13 protein-coding genes are annotated in these 17,392 nt (G+C 40.7%); 5 read left to right on the forward strand and 8 right to left on the reverse strand.

All coding sequences use genetic code 11. The features are described from left to right. The first annotated feature begins 4 nt into the window (after positions 1 to 4). From nagA to MHI58_RS16810, 3 genes are read left to right on the forward strand one after another with little or no spacing between them, the layout of a single operon-like run. The gene (gene nagA / locus MHI58_RS16800) at positions 5 to 1,195 is read left to right on the forward strand and encodes an N-acetylglucosamine-6-phosphate deacetylase (RefSeq protein ID WP_041507819.1); all 1,191 of its coding nucleotides are present in this window, start codon (positions 5 to 7) and stop codon (positions 1,193 to 1,195) included. Then, positions 1,195 to 1,920: a glucosamine-6-phosphate deaminase gene (nagB, locus tag MHI58_RS16805; RefSeq protein WP_041507820.1), complete on the forward strand. Its 726-nt coding sequence runs from the start codon at positions 1,195 to 1,197 to the stop codon at positions 1,918 to 1,920. The genes nagA and nagB overlap by 1 nt, the downstream gene beginning before the upstream one ends. A gap of 18 nt (positions 1,921 to 1,938) precedes the next feature. After that, positions 1,939 to 2,664 (forward strand): GntR family transcriptional regulator, encoded by a 726-nt coding sequence (locus MHI58_RS16810; RefSeq protein ID WP_041507821.1) that lies wholly within the window; start codon positions 1,939 to 1,941, stop codon positions 2,662 to 2,664. Between the two features lie 26 nt (positions 2,665 to 2,690). On the opposite strand, the gene MHI58_RS16815 is transcribed toward MHI58_RS16810, so the two are convergent. The 5 genes from MHI58_RS16815 to MHI58_RS16835 all read right to left on the reverse strand — a co-directional run bounded on the left by MHI58_RS16815 (position 2,691) and on the right by MHI58_RS16835 (position 8,666). After that, entirely contained in the window at positions 2,691 to 6,545 is a 3,855-nt protein-coding gene (locus MHI58_RS16815) for a metallophosphoesterase (RefSeq protein ID WP_045033994.1), read from the reverse strand. A 94-nt stretch (positions 6,546 to 6,639) separates the two neighbouring features. After that, positions 6,640 to 7,026 (reverse strand): phage holin family protein, encoded by a 387-nt coding sequence (locus MHI58_RS16820; RefSeq protein ID WP_007500042.1) that lies wholly within the window; start codon positions 7,024 to 7,026, stop codon positions 6,640 to 6,642. Continuing rightward, a complete protein-coding gene (locus MHI58_RS16825; RefSeq protein ID WP_008348183.1) occupies positions 7,027 to 7,221 on the reverse strand; it encodes a PspC domain-containing protein in 195 nt (64 codons plus the stop codon). 6 nt (positions 7,222 to 7,227) lie between these two features. Next, complete coding sequence (locus MHI58_RS16830; protein WP_039169067.1) at positions 7,228 to 8,319, reverse strand: DUF4097 domain-containing protein; 1,092 nt, start codon at positions 8,317 to 8,319, stop codon at positions 7,228 to 7,230. An 11-nt stretch (positions 8,320 to 8,330) separates the two neighbouring features. Beyond that, the gene (locus MHI58_RS16835; protein WP_008348186.1) at positions 8,331 to 8,666 is read right to left on the reverse strand and encodes a hypothetical protein; all 336 of its coding nucleotides are present in this window, start codon (positions 8,664 to 8,666) and stop codon (positions 8,331 to 8,333) included. A gap of 197 nt (positions 8,667 to 8,863) precedes the next feature. Here MHI58_RS16835 and MHI58_RS16840 point away from each other — a divergent pair, with 197 nt between their 5' ends. Next, positions 8,864 to 9,094 carry a hypothetical protein gene (locus MHI58_RS16840; protein WP_008348188.1) on the forward strand — a complete coding sequence of 77 codons (231 nt, stop codon included), beginning with the start codon at positions 8,864 to 8,866 and terminating at the stop codon, positions 9,092 to 9,094. 32 nt (positions 9,095 to 9,126) lie between these two features. Here MHI58_RS16840 and uvrA read toward each other — a convergent pair whose 3' ends face one another. From uvrA to MHI58_RS16855, 3 genes are all read right to left on the reverse strand, one after another. Further along, complete coding sequence (gene uvrA, locus MHI58_RS16845; RefSeq protein ID WP_045033993.1) at positions 9,127 to 12,003, reverse strand: excinuclease ABC subunit UvrA; 2,877 nt, start codon at positions 12,001 to 12,003, stop codon at positions 9,127 to 9,129. Between the two features lie 7 nt (positions 12,004 to 12,010). Beyond that, positions 12,011 to 13,996 (reverse strand): excinuclease ABC subunit UvrB, encoded by a 1,986-nt coding sequence (gene uvrB, locus MHI58_RS16850; protein ID WP_025208044.1) that lies wholly within the window; start codon positions 13,994 to 13,996, stop codon positions 12,011 to 12,013. Between the two features lie 290 nt (positions 13,997 to 14,286). Then, positions 14,287 to 14,532: a CsbA family protein gene (locus MHI58_RS16855; protein WP_008348197.1), complete on the reverse strand. Its 246-nt coding sequence runs from the start codon at positions 14,530 to 14,532 to the stop codon at positions 14,287 to 14,289. A 284-nt stretch (positions 14,533 to 14,816) separates the two neighbouring features. Here MHI58_RS16855 and MHI58_RS16860 point away from each other — a divergent pair, with 284 nt between their 5' ends. After that, positions 14,817 to 17,342 (forward strand): PEP/pyruvate-binding domain-containing protein, encoded by a 2,526-nt coding sequence (locus MHI58_RS16860; RefSeq protein ID WP_041507825.1) that lies wholly within the window; start codon positions 14,817 to 14,819, stop codon positions 17,340 to 17,342. The last annotated feature ends 50 nt before the right edge of the window (positions 17,343 to 17,392 follow it).

Genomic DNA, 17,392 nt, shown 5'->3' on the forward strand with positions numbered 1-17,392 from the left:
AATCATGAGCAGTTCTTTATTGCTCTCCAATATTCATATTGTGACAAAGACAGAAATCATTGAAAACGGTTTTGTCGGTTTACGCGATGGCAAGATCGACTATATTTCAACATCACCTCCGACAGGAAATTATGAAAAAGTATATATTTCCCGGGAAAACTTTTATTTACTCCCCGGAATGATTGATATTCACATCCATGGGGGATATGGTGCAGATATGATGGATGCGACACCAGAAGCCATGAATACACTTGCTGATCATTTACCCGCAGAAGGAACGACAAGCTTTTTAGCAACAACCATTACACAAAATCACCAAGAGATTGAGCAAGCACTTAAAAATGTCGCACAGTGGAGACCCTATAATGAAAAGCAGGCTGGAAGTCAGGCACAATGTTTAGGCATTCATCTAGAAGGTCCTTTTATTTCTAAAGATAAAGCTGGAGCGCAGCCTGCTCAATGGATTACACAGGCTAACCTTCCTCTTTTTGAGAAATGGCTGAGTGCATCAGATCAGCTGATTCGAATTGTCACTTTTGCACCTGAGGAAGATACTGATTTTGCATTTCTTTCCCTGCTAAAAGAAAAAAATATCATTCCTTCTATTGGACATACAAATGCTCCTCATGACATGATTGAACTAGCAGCAAAGCACGGCGCGCGTCATGTCACGCATCTTTATAATGCGATGAGTTCATTTCAGCATCGTGAGCCAAATGTTGCAGGGGCTGCGCTTACAAACGAAAAGCTTTTGACTGAGCTGATTACAGATGGCATTCATTCACATCCTCTTTCCGTAAAGCTTGCGTATTTAGCAAAGGGAAGTGAACGTTTGATCATGATTACAGACTCAATGCGTGCAAAAGGACTTGGAGAGGGAACCTACGAATTTGGCGGTCAGACTGTGACAGTCAGCGGTGAAAAAGCATTGCTGGCAGATGGAACACTTGCAGGATCAATTTTACAAATGAAAGATGGGGTCAAACGTATGAGACAGATCACACAATGTGGATGGACAGAAATTGCTCAAATGACCTCAACAAATGCAGCCACCCAGCTCAGGATCGATCATCAGCTCGGTTCGATCGAAGTTGGAAAACTGGCAGACTTGGTCATTTGGGATGAAGCTGGCGAACTCATGATGACGATCTGCCATGGACAAATCGTTTATGAAAAAAAGGAGGCCACACACTGATGAACATCATCGAATTTGCAGATAAAGATCAATTAGGAAAAGCAGCAGCTGCTTTCATTGCACGTACCATTGAATCAAAAACAGATGCGGTTCTCGGTCTGGCAACTGGCGGTACACCAATTGACACTTATAAAGAGTTAATTCAGTTGCATGAAACAGAACAATTGTCTTTCAAACAAGCAAGAACAGTGAATCTGGATGAGTACGTGGGAATTGATCCAAATCATGAAAATAGTTATATGACTTACATGAAGCGTCATTTATTCGACCATATTGATCTCCCATCAGATCAATATTTCCTCCCCAATGGTGCTGCTTCTCACTTGGAAGAAGAGTGCTTAAGGTATGATCAGCTCATTGAAGATTTAGGGGGTATTGATCTTCAGCTACTTGGTATCGGACAAAATGGACATATCGGGTTTAATGAACCTGGTACTCCTTTTGACTCAAAGACGCATGTCGTCCAATTAGATGAACACACTCGCCAAGCCAATGCAAGGTACTTTTCTTCTATAGATGAGGTACCTACACATGCCATTACAATGGGAATTGCAAGCATTCTTTCAAGTAAAAAAATTCTCCTTCTCGCATCAGGAAAATCAAAAGCGGACGTGATACAATATTTAGAACGAACAGAGATTCACCCAGACTTCCCTGCATCTGCTCTGAAACTTCATGAAGATGTGACGATTTTTATTGATCGAGAAGCTGGTTCACTACGCTAAACACGAGAGGATTTTCACATGTTTATTGATAAGCAGTCACCTATCCCCATGTACCATCAGATTATGGAGAACTTGAAAAAGCAGATTGAGGATGGAACGTTAGCACCTGATACACTCATTCCTTCTGAAAGAGAATATGCCGAACGCTTTGGTATTAGCCGAATGACTGTCAGACAAGCCTTATCGAACCTTGTGAACGAAGGATATTTATACCGGCAAAAAGGAAAAGGAACATTTGTTAGCCGAAAGAAGTTTGAACAACCGCTTCAAGGCTTAACAAGCTTTACAGAAGATATGCGTCAACGTGGGCTCAAAGCTTCAAGTCAGTTGATTGATTTCAAAAAAGTCGCATGCCCAGAGCACTTGCTGCAATCATTACAGCTGTCGAACAGTGAAGATGTCTATGAATTAAAACGAATCCGCCTTGCAAACGATGAACCAATGGCTATTGAAACGAGTTATATTCCTGAAAAATTTGCTGGCGAGCTCACAAAGGACCATTTAACTGGATCTTTATATGAATATATAGAAGCGAACACAGGTCTAACCATTGCCCATGCCAAGCAGGAGCTTGAAGCCAATGTTGCTTCAAAGGAAGAAGCTAACGTGCTGTCTATTTCATTAGGGGACCCTGTTCTCTCCATTGCAAGAACAACTTATTTTCAAAATGACCTTCCATTCGAGTATGTCATGTCCGTTTATAGGGGGGATCGATACAAGCTCACTCACACAATGGAAAGATAAAACTGTGCTCCTGAAAGCACAGTTTTTTATTTCCTAAGAAATGTTGATTGATCATCATTTTTTGTATGAATTTTCCATATAGGCGAAATCGCTTTCCCTTCGAAACGGTCTTTTGCGACAGTGTACCAATAATATTCTTGATTTGGCTTTAACCCTTTCCATTCAAAGGTTGCTTTTTTACCACTTTTCACACCTTTGACTTCTCCAAGAAGAACGTTTGTGTAGACATTCAATTCAAAATAATTGGTTTTAACGGATTTCATTTTTGGTGTTAAATCGACATCAATTGAAAATTCATCTTGATCTCCATACGTTTTTGGATCATAAAAATGTTCTTGATTCAAGTAGGGTGAGTATGTGGTGAAATGAAGCTTATTTTTTTCTTGATCCGCAGTGATCAGCCGCATAAAACCTTGACCACCTTCAGGACCTGACTGGTAATCTGCAAGAATTTGATATACTTTTCTGTCCACTTTTCCATCATGATCATCGTCAATCTCATCTACTTTTCGACTGGCTCCGTGGTAGTGGCCACTAAATACTGCGACAATATTCGGGTGACGCTTTACCACTTGATGGAAGATCAAATCTCCAATTGGGCTTCGATTGCCGCTCACTAACAAATACTCATGGAAATTTAAAATGACAATGCGATCTGGATGTTCAGAAATGACTCGATTTAACCAGTCAATCTCATTTTGCTTGATCCCCCAGCCCATATACACCATCATATAATCATTGCCACCAGCAGAGATAAGATCATAATGACCTCGATTGTTTTGATAGGATTCACCGTAATATGGCTTGTCTTCAAAGCGTTTCGCTCCAAAGTATCTCCCATATTCCCTATAATGGCCGTCTTTGTGTCTGACATCATGATTACCAGCTAATACACCGTAAGGAATCTGATGCTGATCTAACACACGCATAAATGTATCGGCACGATTCCATTGCTTATCCTTTGAATCATCCACAATATCACCTGTATGGAACACATATTGAATATTTAATGGGTCCCTTTGATCTCTGATCCACTCGACCATTTTTTTGAAGATATGAGGATAACTTCTGGCATAATATTGAGTATCAGACATCCACACCATCTTATAAGGCTTTAACGTCTTACTGATCTCATCTTGTACAAGCAAATCAAACGTTTGATTTTTCATATACTGTCTGACTGACAGCAGCCCTTTTAGGTAAAATTCCTTTTCATCCTTGGCAAAGTGATGAGTGATTTTATCCCACTTTTCTTGCTGATGATTCCAAGCGTACATCGTTACCTTTCTCCCTGATAATGAGCTTCCTTTCCATACAGCCTCGACAACATCCTTTTCACGTACATCGTGATGAACCTTGATTTGAAAGCGATGATAAGGAAAATGCTGTAGATCTTTCGTTTCCACTGATTTACCATCAGCAAATGCAATGCGATTTCTTTCTCGATCAGAAAAAATCATTTCCCCTGTTTCATTTAAATGTTTTGGCGGCTCCGTTTCCGCTGCATATTTGAAAATCTTCATGGACGGATGCAGCGATGTATATTGATAGGCACGGTAAAAGGAGTAATCTAACTGATCATTAGTAGGATCATTGGTTAGCACTGTTTGCTTAGATGATTCCTTTTTTGTCCTATCTGACACTCTCTCTGGCGTTTCAGGGTGTTCATGTACCGTCTTAAAAACCTTTTTCAAAGTTGATTTGTTTCCAGCGGCATCTTTTGCTTTTATCTTCAATGTGTGCTCCCCAGGTTCTAATTCGCTAGAGGACGTTTGATAAGGCAAAGAGATCTGTTTTCCATCTAAATATGCCTTCATCTCCGCTATGTCACTCCAACGATCCGTCACCTTTGCCTTTAACGTAAAGACGCCTTTATATTGGTCATTTGCCTGTATATTACTCTTGATTTTCGGACCCGTGTTATCGACTTTCACACGTACAGATTGAGATTCGTCTGCGGTTTTAGCCTGAACAACATGTACTCCTTCTTTCAGCCTTCTTGTATCCCACTGAATATAGCTTGAAGCATATGCTTGCTTCGGGATTTGAAACTGAAATGCTCTCACCTTCTTAGCGCTGCCACCGTCGCCCATTTTCCATTCCTCATGCTGGCTCGCATTTAGAGGCAGAATTTGAGTTCCATTCGATAAAATCATCTGGACATTTTTCAATTCAAAATCATCGTGATTTTCTCCAGGAAATCGGTCAAACGGCGATGACTTCGTCCCAGCATGGAATGATATCGTTTGTGGACCTGCCTTTTCTAAGTGTTTTTCTGGTATTGGTATCGTATAGGTGCGATACACTTTTGTCGAATCATCAAAAATGGAAAGTAAGTGCTTACCTATAGACACACCATTCTTAAAATATAAATTTGTCCCTTTGACATCAAATGCAAGATATGGATCTGCTTCAAGTGCAGGGAATACTTGTCGAATTGGTTTTCCATCTATCATTAATTTTATGCTTTTTTTCTGATCTGCTGTTGCTTTTAAGTGAAATACGCCAGAAACCGTATCTCCTTCTTCTACATTCAATCGAAGGCCGTGAGCTTTGCTTACTTGTTCCACATCAATTGTTTTTTTCATTGTCATTGCTTGATTTTCGCCGTCAGACGCTTCAATCTGATATTCCAATCGATCTTTACCAATGAGCTCAGGTGAATAAATAATATAGTGAAACAGCCGATCATTATGATCCTTTTGAAGCAACACCTCTTTAAAATCTTCATGACGATTGGTCCGATATCGCAATTTGACCGTTTTGACGGACTGATCATCCTGCACATCTGCCCTCATTTCAATGCCTTCAGTTGGTTTTATCGGTTGATTGTCTGTCATATCTTCGATCACAGGTTTATGAACATCTTGTGATATTTCTTTTTTTTCAGTTGGAATTTGTGCTTTTAACACTTTTCCGGGTGTTGGCTCTTCCTCCACTTTCGAGATCAGCTTCATTTGTGTCGTACCATCCATTGGATACTTGAACAGTAACGATCTGTGCTCGCTAAACAATGAAGGCTTTAAACGATAGGATGCCGACGATACCTCTTCTCCTATATTTGTTGTGATAGAAACAAGGCGGGATTTAGAATTGGACAATCCTTTACTCTCAATGACCGATAGATGCTTGCCCTCTTTTAAATGACTTTTGTACATCGCATTAAAGTCCGCTACCGTTAAATGCTCCTGCCCTTTTTTTCTAAGCCAAAATACGTACGGTTTTCCAGGAGAAATGGTGATAGGACTTGTGTGGAATGAATATATATCATCCATCTCCACGCCTTGCGCTGGATTGCGATAGCGAAGCTGGTAATGTCGAAGTGAAATGGGTGCATGTGTTGTGTTATACACCTCGATGAATTCAAAAGCATCCTTGCCTTTGCGGTTTTTTGAATTCACGACGATTTCTGTCATCAATAGCTCAGGAATTTGTGAGAGATCCTCTTCAAATCCGTTTAAGTGAACTGCTTGTTCGGTTGTTTTGATGACAGACTTCTGCGTCAGGAATTCTGTATAGTATTGAACTGTTGGATTCCACAATTGATCTGTCGGGATTTTCGCTGTGAATTCTGGTTTCATCCCCGGCAATCGTTCCATTGGGATCAATCGATATCCTAGCTCATCACTCTGTTTATAGTACAAGTTTGCAGACAAAATTTGCTCTGACTGACTAATAGATGCCCTAAATTGAAGATCACGTTTTTTTCCTTGAACCGGACGGACATCTACTTGAAATTGATCAAAGATAAAAGGTGAAAAGGGCTTATTTCGTATGTTCACTTGTGTTTGTGTCAAAGATCCTGCTGAAGCAGGCTGACTGAAACAAAAAAGAATGCTCAAAAAAAGCAAAAGAATGATTTGTCTGCTCACATTCACCATCGTGCACCGCCTCCCTTCGGATATTGTGTCTCCTGAAGACGGTTTTTATGACAGATGGAACGGGGAAACGATATAAATTCACACAAAAAAACCGTTAGCTTTTTTTCGCTAACGGTTCCACGATTCCTTTTTGTATGAGCAGATGGAAAATGGATAAAATGACAGCCATCCAAATGGCCGTTCCAAACCCATCAATGTTAAAACTATCTCCCATAAAGCTTGAGGTCATCATCAGTGTGATGGCATTAATGACAAAGAGGAACAATCCTAGTGAAAGTACTGTCACTGGCAGCGTTAAAATGATCAAAAACGGCTTCACTAAAATATTGAGCAAGGACAAAATAATACTTGCTACAATCGCTGCGCCAAAGCCTTCAATATACACACTACCAAGGCCTGGCAGAATGCCTGAATCAAAATATCCAGCAATGACGATTAAAAGTAATGCATTGACGAAAATACTAACGATCCATCTAAGCATTTAGTTAGTGCCTTCTTCCGGAACAACAAAATACCAGATGAAGTAGATCAAGAAGATCGGCATAAATGCTGTCATAAATCCGATGATCACCGTTAAAATACGAAGCAGGGATGCATCGACACTTAAGTATTCAGCAAGTCCACCGACAACACCCGCTATTTTTTTATCTGTCGCTGAACGATAAAGCTTCTTCATGTAGAATCACTCCTTGTCTGATTGGTGCTTTACTTGGATTGAGCCTGTTTTTGTTTCTGCAAAAATGGATATATTGTGCTCCGCCTGTTGATTGGCTTTGATCATTTTCTCTTTTTGCAGCGTTTCATTTTTCTCTTTAATCATATTTGCATCAAGCAGCTCATGAGAGATCGATCCGAGATTGCTTTTCAGCTCCGCAGTCACTGCACAAGCACGCGGAATCTGAACGTCCACACTGCCTGTTGTCGTTTTTGCATAGATCGAACGGCATTTCTCATCTGACAGCTGAACAGCAATGTTCCCATTGAAGCTCTGTGCATCAATTGATTCACTTTTCCCGCGCAGGTCAATGAGCCCATTAATGGTTTCTACTTCAATCATACCACACTCGTGATCAGCCAGTTTGATTTGTCCATTTGCTGTTTCAATTCCGACTTTTTCTGCTTGTAAAGAGGCAAAAGAGACGACGCCATTTGTTGTTTTTGCAGCCAGTTCTTTTGTCTTTAGCTTTTCCCCGCGAATCGGTCCATTAAACAGTTTGACTTTGATTTTATCGTATTGGATACGTGGTACATACAGGGTGACATTGACCTTCATGGTCTTCTTTTCAGTTCGGATAAAAAATTTGTCCCCTTCAAGCCCGCAATCCAGATGTTGAAGAAATTGCTGTCTTGCCTGCTCTCCATCCTCTGCACGGTAAATTTTCGCATGACACTCTGCCCGAACATCCCCATCATCCCAAGGCATCAAATTGAGACTGCCGTTTGCCAATTGAATATCTAAATGAGACAGTGCCGCGTCTTTGAATTGAAAAATGTGTTCAACGTCGACGGACTGTCCAAAGTTCAAATCAAGATCTACATCTTTGACCTTTTTCACCGCCGAATCTAACCATCCAAACAGCTTTGCACCGAGGTTTTCAGTACCAGTTCCTTTATTCTCTGTGCCAGCTTTTTCTTCATGAAAGGTATGATCAGCCGTTGGTTTTTCTAGTGAAATGGACTGATTTTCTTCTAGTTTTTCAAGCAGCGTAATCGCTTCTTTTGCAGATAATGTCCCGTCTTCTACTAATTTTAAAATGCGTTCTTTTTCATTCATACAAAGCCCTCCTACGATTTGATGGATTGAAGCACTTTAATACCTTGAATGATATTCCAAATGACAGAGATCAAAAAGCCAATGGCGACTAAAAAGGACAAGATAAGTACGGTGAACACTGGAACGAGTGAGTCGCTTGCCTGTGTCGTCAATAAAAAGGGGATAGCTCCAAAAACCAGCAGCACACACGCTGCGACTGGCAAAACATGTGACCACAATGCACGCAGCGAATGCCGTTTCGTTTCCTTTTGATCCACTACAAAATATGCCACGATCGGTACAATAAACGGCATGAAAAATACACTAAAATAACAAATAGATGCAATGATCGACTGATCTCTGTTCATATATATTCGCTCCTTCATGATGAAAATTCCTTTCTAACTCATACGTTTATGGCGTATAAAAAGTTTCAAACTCATTCGATTTACATATGACCTTAGACACAAATTATTTCTTTTTGCACCTAAGTGTAGATTCTTCATGGATTACCCTTTAAAATATGTTGAAAAGATGGTGATTATCATTATAGGGGGTAATTATTTTGACAGATCATCATAATGCTAACCACACGGCACAAACGCTTTTAGACCTTATACAGAAACAGAAAAGCATGAACAGCGATATGATCAAGGAGCTAGAGGCCATTCATCCGTCTCATCCGAAGTATGGTGATATCCGTTATTTAAAAGTACTGCTCGATAGTAGCAGCACTCATATTTTAAAGGATTTAACGCACCTCAGTAACTTAATGCCAAAGGAAGATGTGCAATAAAAGGAAAACCCCTCTTTCGGAGGGGTTTTTCTTTATGAGGATGTCACACTTTCTGTTTCTTTGACTAACTGTTTCATTCGCTCACGATCACGCTCTAAAATCGGTTTTAAGTATCGACCGGTGTAAGAAGCTTCTTCTTTAGCAATGTGTTCAGGTGTTCCTGAAGCAATAATCGTTCCTCCACCAGCACCGCCTTCTGGTCCTAGATCAACAAGGTAATCGGCTGCCTTAATAATATCAAGGTTGTGCTCAATGACCAATACCGTATCCCCGTTTTCGACCAAGCGCTGGAGCACTTTTAACAACCTAGCAATATCATCCACATGAAGACCCGTTGTCGGTTCGTCTAAAATATACAAGGATCTTCCGTTTGAACGGCGGTGAAGCTCAGATGCCAATTTCACACGCTGCGCCTCTCCACCAGACAATGTCGTGGCAGGCTGCCCAAGTGTAATGTATCCTAATCCAACATCAAAGATCGTTTGCAGCTTCCGCTTAATTTTCGGGATATTCTCGAAAAATTGAAGTGCGTCCTCTACCGTCATTTCAAGCACATCGGAAATATTTTTCCCTTTATACGTGACCTCTAACGTCTCGCGGTTATAACGTTTCCCGTGACACACTTCACAAGGCACATATACATCAGGTAAAAAGTGCATTTCAATTTTAATAATGCCATCTCCACGACATGCTTCGCAGCGTCCACCTTTCACGTTAAAGCTGAATCGCCCTTTTTTATAGCCTCGTACCTTCGCTTCATTGGTTTGCGCAAACACATCCCGCACGTCATCAAATACACCTGTATACGTAGCAGGATTGGATCTTGGTGTACGTCCAATTGGAGATTGATCAATATCAATGACTTTGTCTAAGTGATCCATTCCTTTGATTTCTTTGTGCTGTCCTGGCTTCGCTTTTGCTCTGTGCAGTTTTTGGGCAAGGGATTTCAATAAAATTTCATTCACAAGTGTACTTTTCCCTGATCCTGACACACCCGTCACAGCGGTAAAGACACCTAAAGGAAACTTCGCATTCACGTTTTTAAGGTTGTTTTCTTTTGCCCCTTTAATTTCAATGAAGCGGCCGTCAGGCTTTCGTCTTTCAATCGGAAGCGGGATGAATTTCTCACCAGATAAATATTGTCCAGTCAACGATTTTGGGTCCTTCATGACTTCTTCTGGCGTTCCAGCTGAAATCACTTCTCCTCCATGAACCCCTGCACCTGGTCCAATATCAATGAGATAATCAGCGGCAAGCATCGTATCTTCATCATGTTCTACGACAATCAGTGTGTTTCCGATATCACGCATGTTTTTCAATGTCCCAATCAACCGGTCATTATCCCGTTGGTGTAGACCAATCGATGGTTCATCTAAAATATAAAGAACGCCTGTCAGTCTTGATCCAATTTGTGTCGCCAAACGAATCCGCTGCGCCTCCCCGCCTGATAATGTGCCAGCAGACCGGCTTAATGTCAAATAATCTAATCCGACATTATTTAAGAAGGATAAGCGCTCTTTGATTTCACGTAAAATGAGCTGGGCAATCTGCAAATCTTTCTCAGACAACTCAATTTTCTCATAGAAATCAAGGGCATCAGATACAGACAAATCGGTCATTTCTCCGATATGTTTGCCATTGATGAGAACCGCAAGTGTTTCTTTTTTCAGGCGATATCCTTTACAGGTCGGACATGGCTGATTGGCCATATATTTTTCCATCTGCTCCCGAATATAATCGGAGCTCGTTTCCTTGTAACGCCGTTCAATGTTACGAAGCACACCTTCAAACTCGATTTCATTTTCACGGACCTGGCCAAAATCATTTTCATATTTAAAATAAATCAGCTCAGAGCCGCTGCCATATAAAATTTTATCAAATAAATGCGCCGGAATATCTTTTACTGGAATATCCATGTCAATTCCATAGTGTGTACATACCGCCTCAAGAAGCTGCGGGTAATATTGTGAGCTTTGAGGCTCCCATGGGGCAATGGCATGCTGACGTAAAGTCAAATCCTTATTCGGAATCACAAGCTCTGGATCTACTTCTAGTTTAGAACCAAGCCCATCACAGCCTGAGCAGGCACCGAAAGGGCTATTAAACGAGAACATTCTCGGCTCAAGTTCCCCAATAGAGAATCCGCAGTGCGGACAAGCATGATGCTCACTAAATAACAGCTCCTCTTGTCCAATCACATCAATCATCACACGACCTTCACCAAGTCGGAGTGCCGTTTCAAGAGAATCAGACAACCGTGCAGCCACGCCTTCTTTCACGACAATTCGATCAATCACCACTTCAATGGAATGCTTTTTATTCTTTTCAAGCTCAATCTCTTCTGACAGGTCCTCCATCTCGCCATCAACTCTGACTCGAACGTAGCCCTGCTTCCGAATTTGATCAAGTACTTTCACGTGTGTTCCCTTACGTCCAGATACGATCGGCGCAAGCACTTGTAGTTTCGTTCGTTCTGGATACTCTAAAATACGGTCTGTCATTTGCTCAATCGTCTGTGATGTAATTTCGATCCCATGAATAGGACAAATCGGTTTTCCGACTCGAGCATATAATAGACGCAAGTAATCATAAATTTCTGTAACAGTCCCAACGGTTGATCGAGGGTTCCTGCTTGTCGTTTTCTGGTCAATACTAATCGCTGGAGAAAGCCCTTCAATCGCATCTACATCTGGTTTGTCCATTTGACCGAGAAATTGACGTGCATAGGCTGACAGTGATTCAACATACCTGCGCTGACCTTCTGCATAAATGGTATCGAAGGCAAGCGACGATTTTCCCGAACCAGATAAACCCGTAATGACCACTAGCTGATCGCGCGGGATATTGACATCAATATTTTTAAGGTTGTGGGCTCTTGCCCCTTTCACCTCTATTCGTTCCATAGCCATCTGGCATTCATCCTTCCGCTTTTAGCTCTAGCAATAGATCTCTTAATTCTGCTGCTTTTTCAAAATCAAGCGCTTTTGCTGCATCTTTCATTTCCATCTCGATGTTTTCGATCACTTTTTCTCGTTCTTTTTTGCTCATTTTTGACAACTTTGGTGCTGCTTTTGTTTCGTATTCTTCTGAATCCTCATGTACTTTTGTTGCCTTGATCACATCTCGAATCTTCTTATGGATCGTTTGCGGAGTGATACCAAATTTCTCATTATACGCTTCTTGCTGCTCACGTCTCCGCTTTGTTTCTTGTATGGCAATGTCCATTGATTTCGTCATATTGTCTGCATACATAATAACCCGGCCTTCTGCATTTCTTGCAGCACGGCCAATCGTCTGGATGAGGGATCTTTCTGAACGTAAAAAGCCTTCTTTATCCGCATCTAAAATCGCCACGAGCGACACCTCTGGAATATCCAAACCTTCTCGAAGAAGGTTGATCCCAACAAGCACATCATATTTTCCGAGACGTAAATCACGAATAATCTCAATCCGCTCTAGTGTCTTAATTTCTGAGTGCAGATAATTGACCTTGATTCCGATTTCTTTCAGATAATCTGTCAGATCCTCAGACATTTTCTTCGTTAAAGTCGTCACAAGTACACGCTCATTTTTCTCAACCCTTGCATGAATTTCCCCAATTAAGTCATCGATTTGTCCTTCAATCGGACGGACTTCAATGATTGGATCAAGCAAACCAGTTGGACGAATAATTTGTTCCACAACCTCTGGCGTTTTCTCAAGCTCGTATGGGCCAGGTGTTGCGGATACATGCACAATATGGTTAATGTGCTTTTCAAACTCATCAAATGTGAGTGGTCTATTATCAAGTGCTGACGGCAGACGGAATCCGTGATCAACAAGCACTTGTTTTCTTGCCTGGTCCCCATTGTACATGGCGCGAATTTGCGGGATGGTCACGTGTGACTCATCGACAACAATCATAAAATCATCCGGAAAATAATCAAGCAATGTGTAAGGTGTTGAACCGGGCGGACGTAAGGTGAGATGTCTTGAGTAGTTCTCAATCCCTGAACAAAAGCCCATCTCTCTCATCATCTCAAGGTCATACCTTGTCCGCTGCTCAAGACGCTGTGCTTCAAGTAGTTTTCCGTTTTCACGAAGCTTTTCCAACTGTTCCTCAAGCTCTTTTTCAATATTAATAATCGCTTTTTCCATCTTTTCTTCTCTTGTGACGAAGTGAGATGCTGGGAAAATAGCAACGTGGTCACGATCACCGAGAATTTCTCCAGTGAGAGCATCTACTTCACGAATACGTTCAATTTCATCACCGAAAAACTCCACTCTGATACAATGCTCATCTCGTGAAGCAGGAAAAATTTCAACGACGTCTCCTCGAACTCTGAAGGTTCCGCGCTGAAAATCTATATCATTACGAGAATACTGAATATCCACAAGCTTACGCAGCAGCTGATTGCGTTCAATTTCCATTTCAGTTCGTAAAGACAGCACAAGCTCTCTGTATTCTTCAGGAGAACCTAAGCCATAAATACAGGACACACTGGCAATGATGATGACATCTCTCCGCTCAAATAATGAGGATGTGGCGGAGTGCCTTAGCTTATCGATCTCATCATTAATGCTGGCATCCTTTTCAATAAATGTATCAGTTTGAGGCACATACGCCTCAGGCTGGTAATAATCATAATAACTCACAAAATATTCAACAGCATTATTCGGAAAGAATTCCTTAAACTCGCTGTATAATTGTCCGGCAAGTGTCTTGTTATGCGCAATGACAAGTGTTGGTTTGTTCACTTCTTTGATCAGGTTGGATACAGTAAAGGTCTTTCCCGTACCTGTAGCACCTAACAGCGTTTGATGCTGTTTCCCCTGATGGATGCCCTCCACAAGCTTTTCAATGGCTTTTGGCTGATCTCCTTGGGGCTGATAGTTAGAAACTAATTCAAAGCGGTCACTCACATCAAAGCCTCCGTTTCGTTACGAAATCTATCTAATGAATATATTATCATAAAAGAACACAAAAATACGAACTAAAGTTCGTGTCTGACTTGATTTTTATTTCCAATACAACCATACCCTCTCTGCCGTGGCTCATAACCCTCTAAAGAAACCTTCCTTTCAGTATGGAACATTTTGGAGCGAGATATTCGATCAGCAGAAAAACCACAAAAAAGAAAGCTGCACTCACTAGAATCGTAAGCACAGCTCCTGCAATCAAAAACATTTTCTTTTCATCAAGAGGGATCACATCAATGATGTTTTTCAGCCTTCTCTCTTTTTTCGACTTCTTTCTTGGCCATAAACAATGCCCCGGCCACTAAAGAAATAATATCTAATCCTACGATAAAGTAGGTTTCTGTATAGCCTTTCATATACGAAGCAAATAAAAGCGCTGCTGTTAATGCAATGCCAACGTAATGATTATAAGTAACCTTTGAAAATAAAATAACGAGCAAGAAAGGAAAAACAAGTGCAAATATGGCTTTTGTAATCACAAAAACCCTCCCTCTACATGGTCTACTCCCTTGATTATAGTAAAGATTGGCATAATGAACAATTCACAGTTTTCAATTTCAGCTTTTTTCTTCTCAGTTGAAGACTTTTGATATAGATGAGGAGGAAAATTAGTGAAAACGTCCCCTTTCTAAAGATAGGTCTTTACGTCTTTGACAGTTACATCCAATAAATTCTATGATGAAAATGATAGTGCGCACTATCATTTTAAAAAACAAAAAGAGACAAATGAAACCATTGGCTATTTGGATAAGGGGGCATTCCCATGTATTCAGTATTATTTCATGCGGCTGAAGAATCCGCATCACTCGCAGGGGCAAAAGGCGTGAATTTAATTAAATTAAACAATCACGGACTGCCAGTTCCAGATGGATTTATTATTAAAACGAACAGCTTTGCAAGCTTTCTTTCATATCACAATTTCCATCCAACTGATCAAAATCTTGCCCGAAAAATCACAGAAGCTTCGTTTCCTTCACAAATGGAGACAGAATTACTTTCATCCTTTCAATCATTGTTGAAAACATATCCGTCCGTTGCAGTGCGATCCTCTTCTGTTTCGGAAGATCTTGAAGGCGCCTCCTTTGCAGGTCAATACGAGACCTATTTAAATATCAAAACAAATGAAGAATTCTTGCAAGCCGTCAAAGAATGTTGGTCGTCTTACTTCGCAGCAAGAGTCACAGAATATAAGGAAGAAATGATTGAGAACGAGGAAGAGATGCCGCTCATGGCTGTTGTTGTACAAGGATTGATCCATTCTGACATCTCTGGTGTCATCTTTAGTGAGAATCCTGTATCAGGAAAAACAAACGAAGTCATGATGACTGCAAGCTATGGACTAGGAGAAGCCATCGTCTCCGGCCTTGTGACACCAGATACATTTATTGTAAACAAAGAAACGTACTCTATTGAAAAAACACTAGGAACAAAAGAAGTGCAAATTGTCCCCTGTCAAGAGGGCGTCGTTGAACAACCCGTAGGTGAGGAGATGGCTGGCCAATTTTGTCTTCGAGATGATCAATTGATCCAAATCACGAAAATGACAAAACAAGTAGAAGAACTTTATGGACATGGAGTAGATATCGAATTCGGCATGTCAGATGGTACTTTTTATTTACTTCAAGCAAGACCGATTACTGCTTCTTTTTCCAATACAGCAAATGGCTCCTCAGGTGCAGCCTTTCAAATGAAACCTGAAGAGCTGCAAGACTTCTGGATCTCAATGGACGATCATATGCCTGGACCCACAAGTCCTCTTTTTTCAAGTTTGATCATACCTGCTTTAAAAAACGGGATGAAGAAAAACGGAGAGAAGTATCAAGTACCAGACCTTAATATTAAAGATATCAAGCTTTATAGAGGCCATTTGTATTCTTCACCGTCTATGCCAGAAGCGTCAGAGGAACCAGTTTTTGACGAGAGCCTATTCGAAATGTTTCCTCGTTTAAGCGAAAGAATGTATCGCATTTTAAAACAAAACTTGTTCCCATTATACGAAAAACTTGATCGGCAAATCACTCAACCGCTAACAATTGATGAAGCCATTATTGGTTTTCAAGAATTAAAAGAGATTTATCTAAGAGCGTATGACGACCATTTTGACATTGTCATACCTCAAGTCATTCTATCAGCGATCATTGAAGACATGCTTGTCTCATATACTGGCGATCAAACACAAGTCGTCCTGCTGCATGAAATGATGATAGGTGTGATGAACAAGTCTCTTGAAACAGATCAAAAGCTATCTCACTTGGCAAAAGACGTTCTTCAAGATTCCGAGCTTCTTCAGGCATTTAAACATCATTCAACGAATGCTGAACTATTATTTGCCCTCAATCACACAGATAAAGGAAAAATCTTCATTTCTGACGTAGAAGCTTTTCTCCAAGTCTATGGTTGGCGGTCTGTTAAAAGCCATGATTTTACAGAGGAAACATGGGTGGAAAATCCTGAATTTGTCTTGGACATCATTAGAAACAACATTCGGTATCAATCTGATTTTGATGAAGAATTTGCACAAGCCGTGATCAAAAGGCAAGAAACGTATGAAGAGTTTATCAGTCAAGTGACAGATGAAGCGTTTAAAACAAAATTTGAGGAACTTTATCATTTTGCACTCCATGCAGCCAATATTCGAGATGATCATCACTTTTACATTGATGCCATGTTAGATGCAAAAGCGAGACTCTATCTCTTAAAAATTGGTGAACTTCTTGTTCAAAAAGGAGCGATCCCTCATCAAGAAGACCTTTGGTATCTTTACGATGATGAAGTACTCAATGCGCTCACAACTTCGACCACATACGATTCGATCATTCAGCAAAGAAAAATTGAAATGAAGGAAAATGAATCCATCCAACCACCAGCTTATACAGGAACCCCTTCTGAAGCTGAATTGCAGCAAGTAGAAAGAATGCTCGGTTCGCTAAGGGAAAATGAAAACAACACAGACGATGCAATCTATGGAATTGGTGCATCTAGCGGCATTACTTCCGGAAGAGTCAGAGTCATTACATCTGCTGATGAATTTTCACAATTTGAAAAAGATGACATTTTAGTTTGTAAAACAACGACACCTTTATGGACCAGCTTATTTAGAGACGCAAAAGCAGTCATCACCGATTCTGGCGGCATTTTGTCCCATTCCGCTATTATCGCTAGAGAATATATGATACCTGCTGTCTTAGGTACACGGATCGCAACTGAAAAACTAAAATCTGGTGACCTCGTGACAGTAGATGGAGCCAATGGGCGTATCCAGTTATTAAATCAGCATTCACGGGCATAGTCGTCACTGTTTGGATCATATTGGCGGTCACAGATTTTATCGGTATACTT

Source organism: Bacillus sp. FSL K6-2869 (assembly GCF_040869405.1).
GTDB lineage: Bacteria > Bacillota > Bacilli > Bacillales > Bacillaceae > Bacillus > Bacillus altitudinis.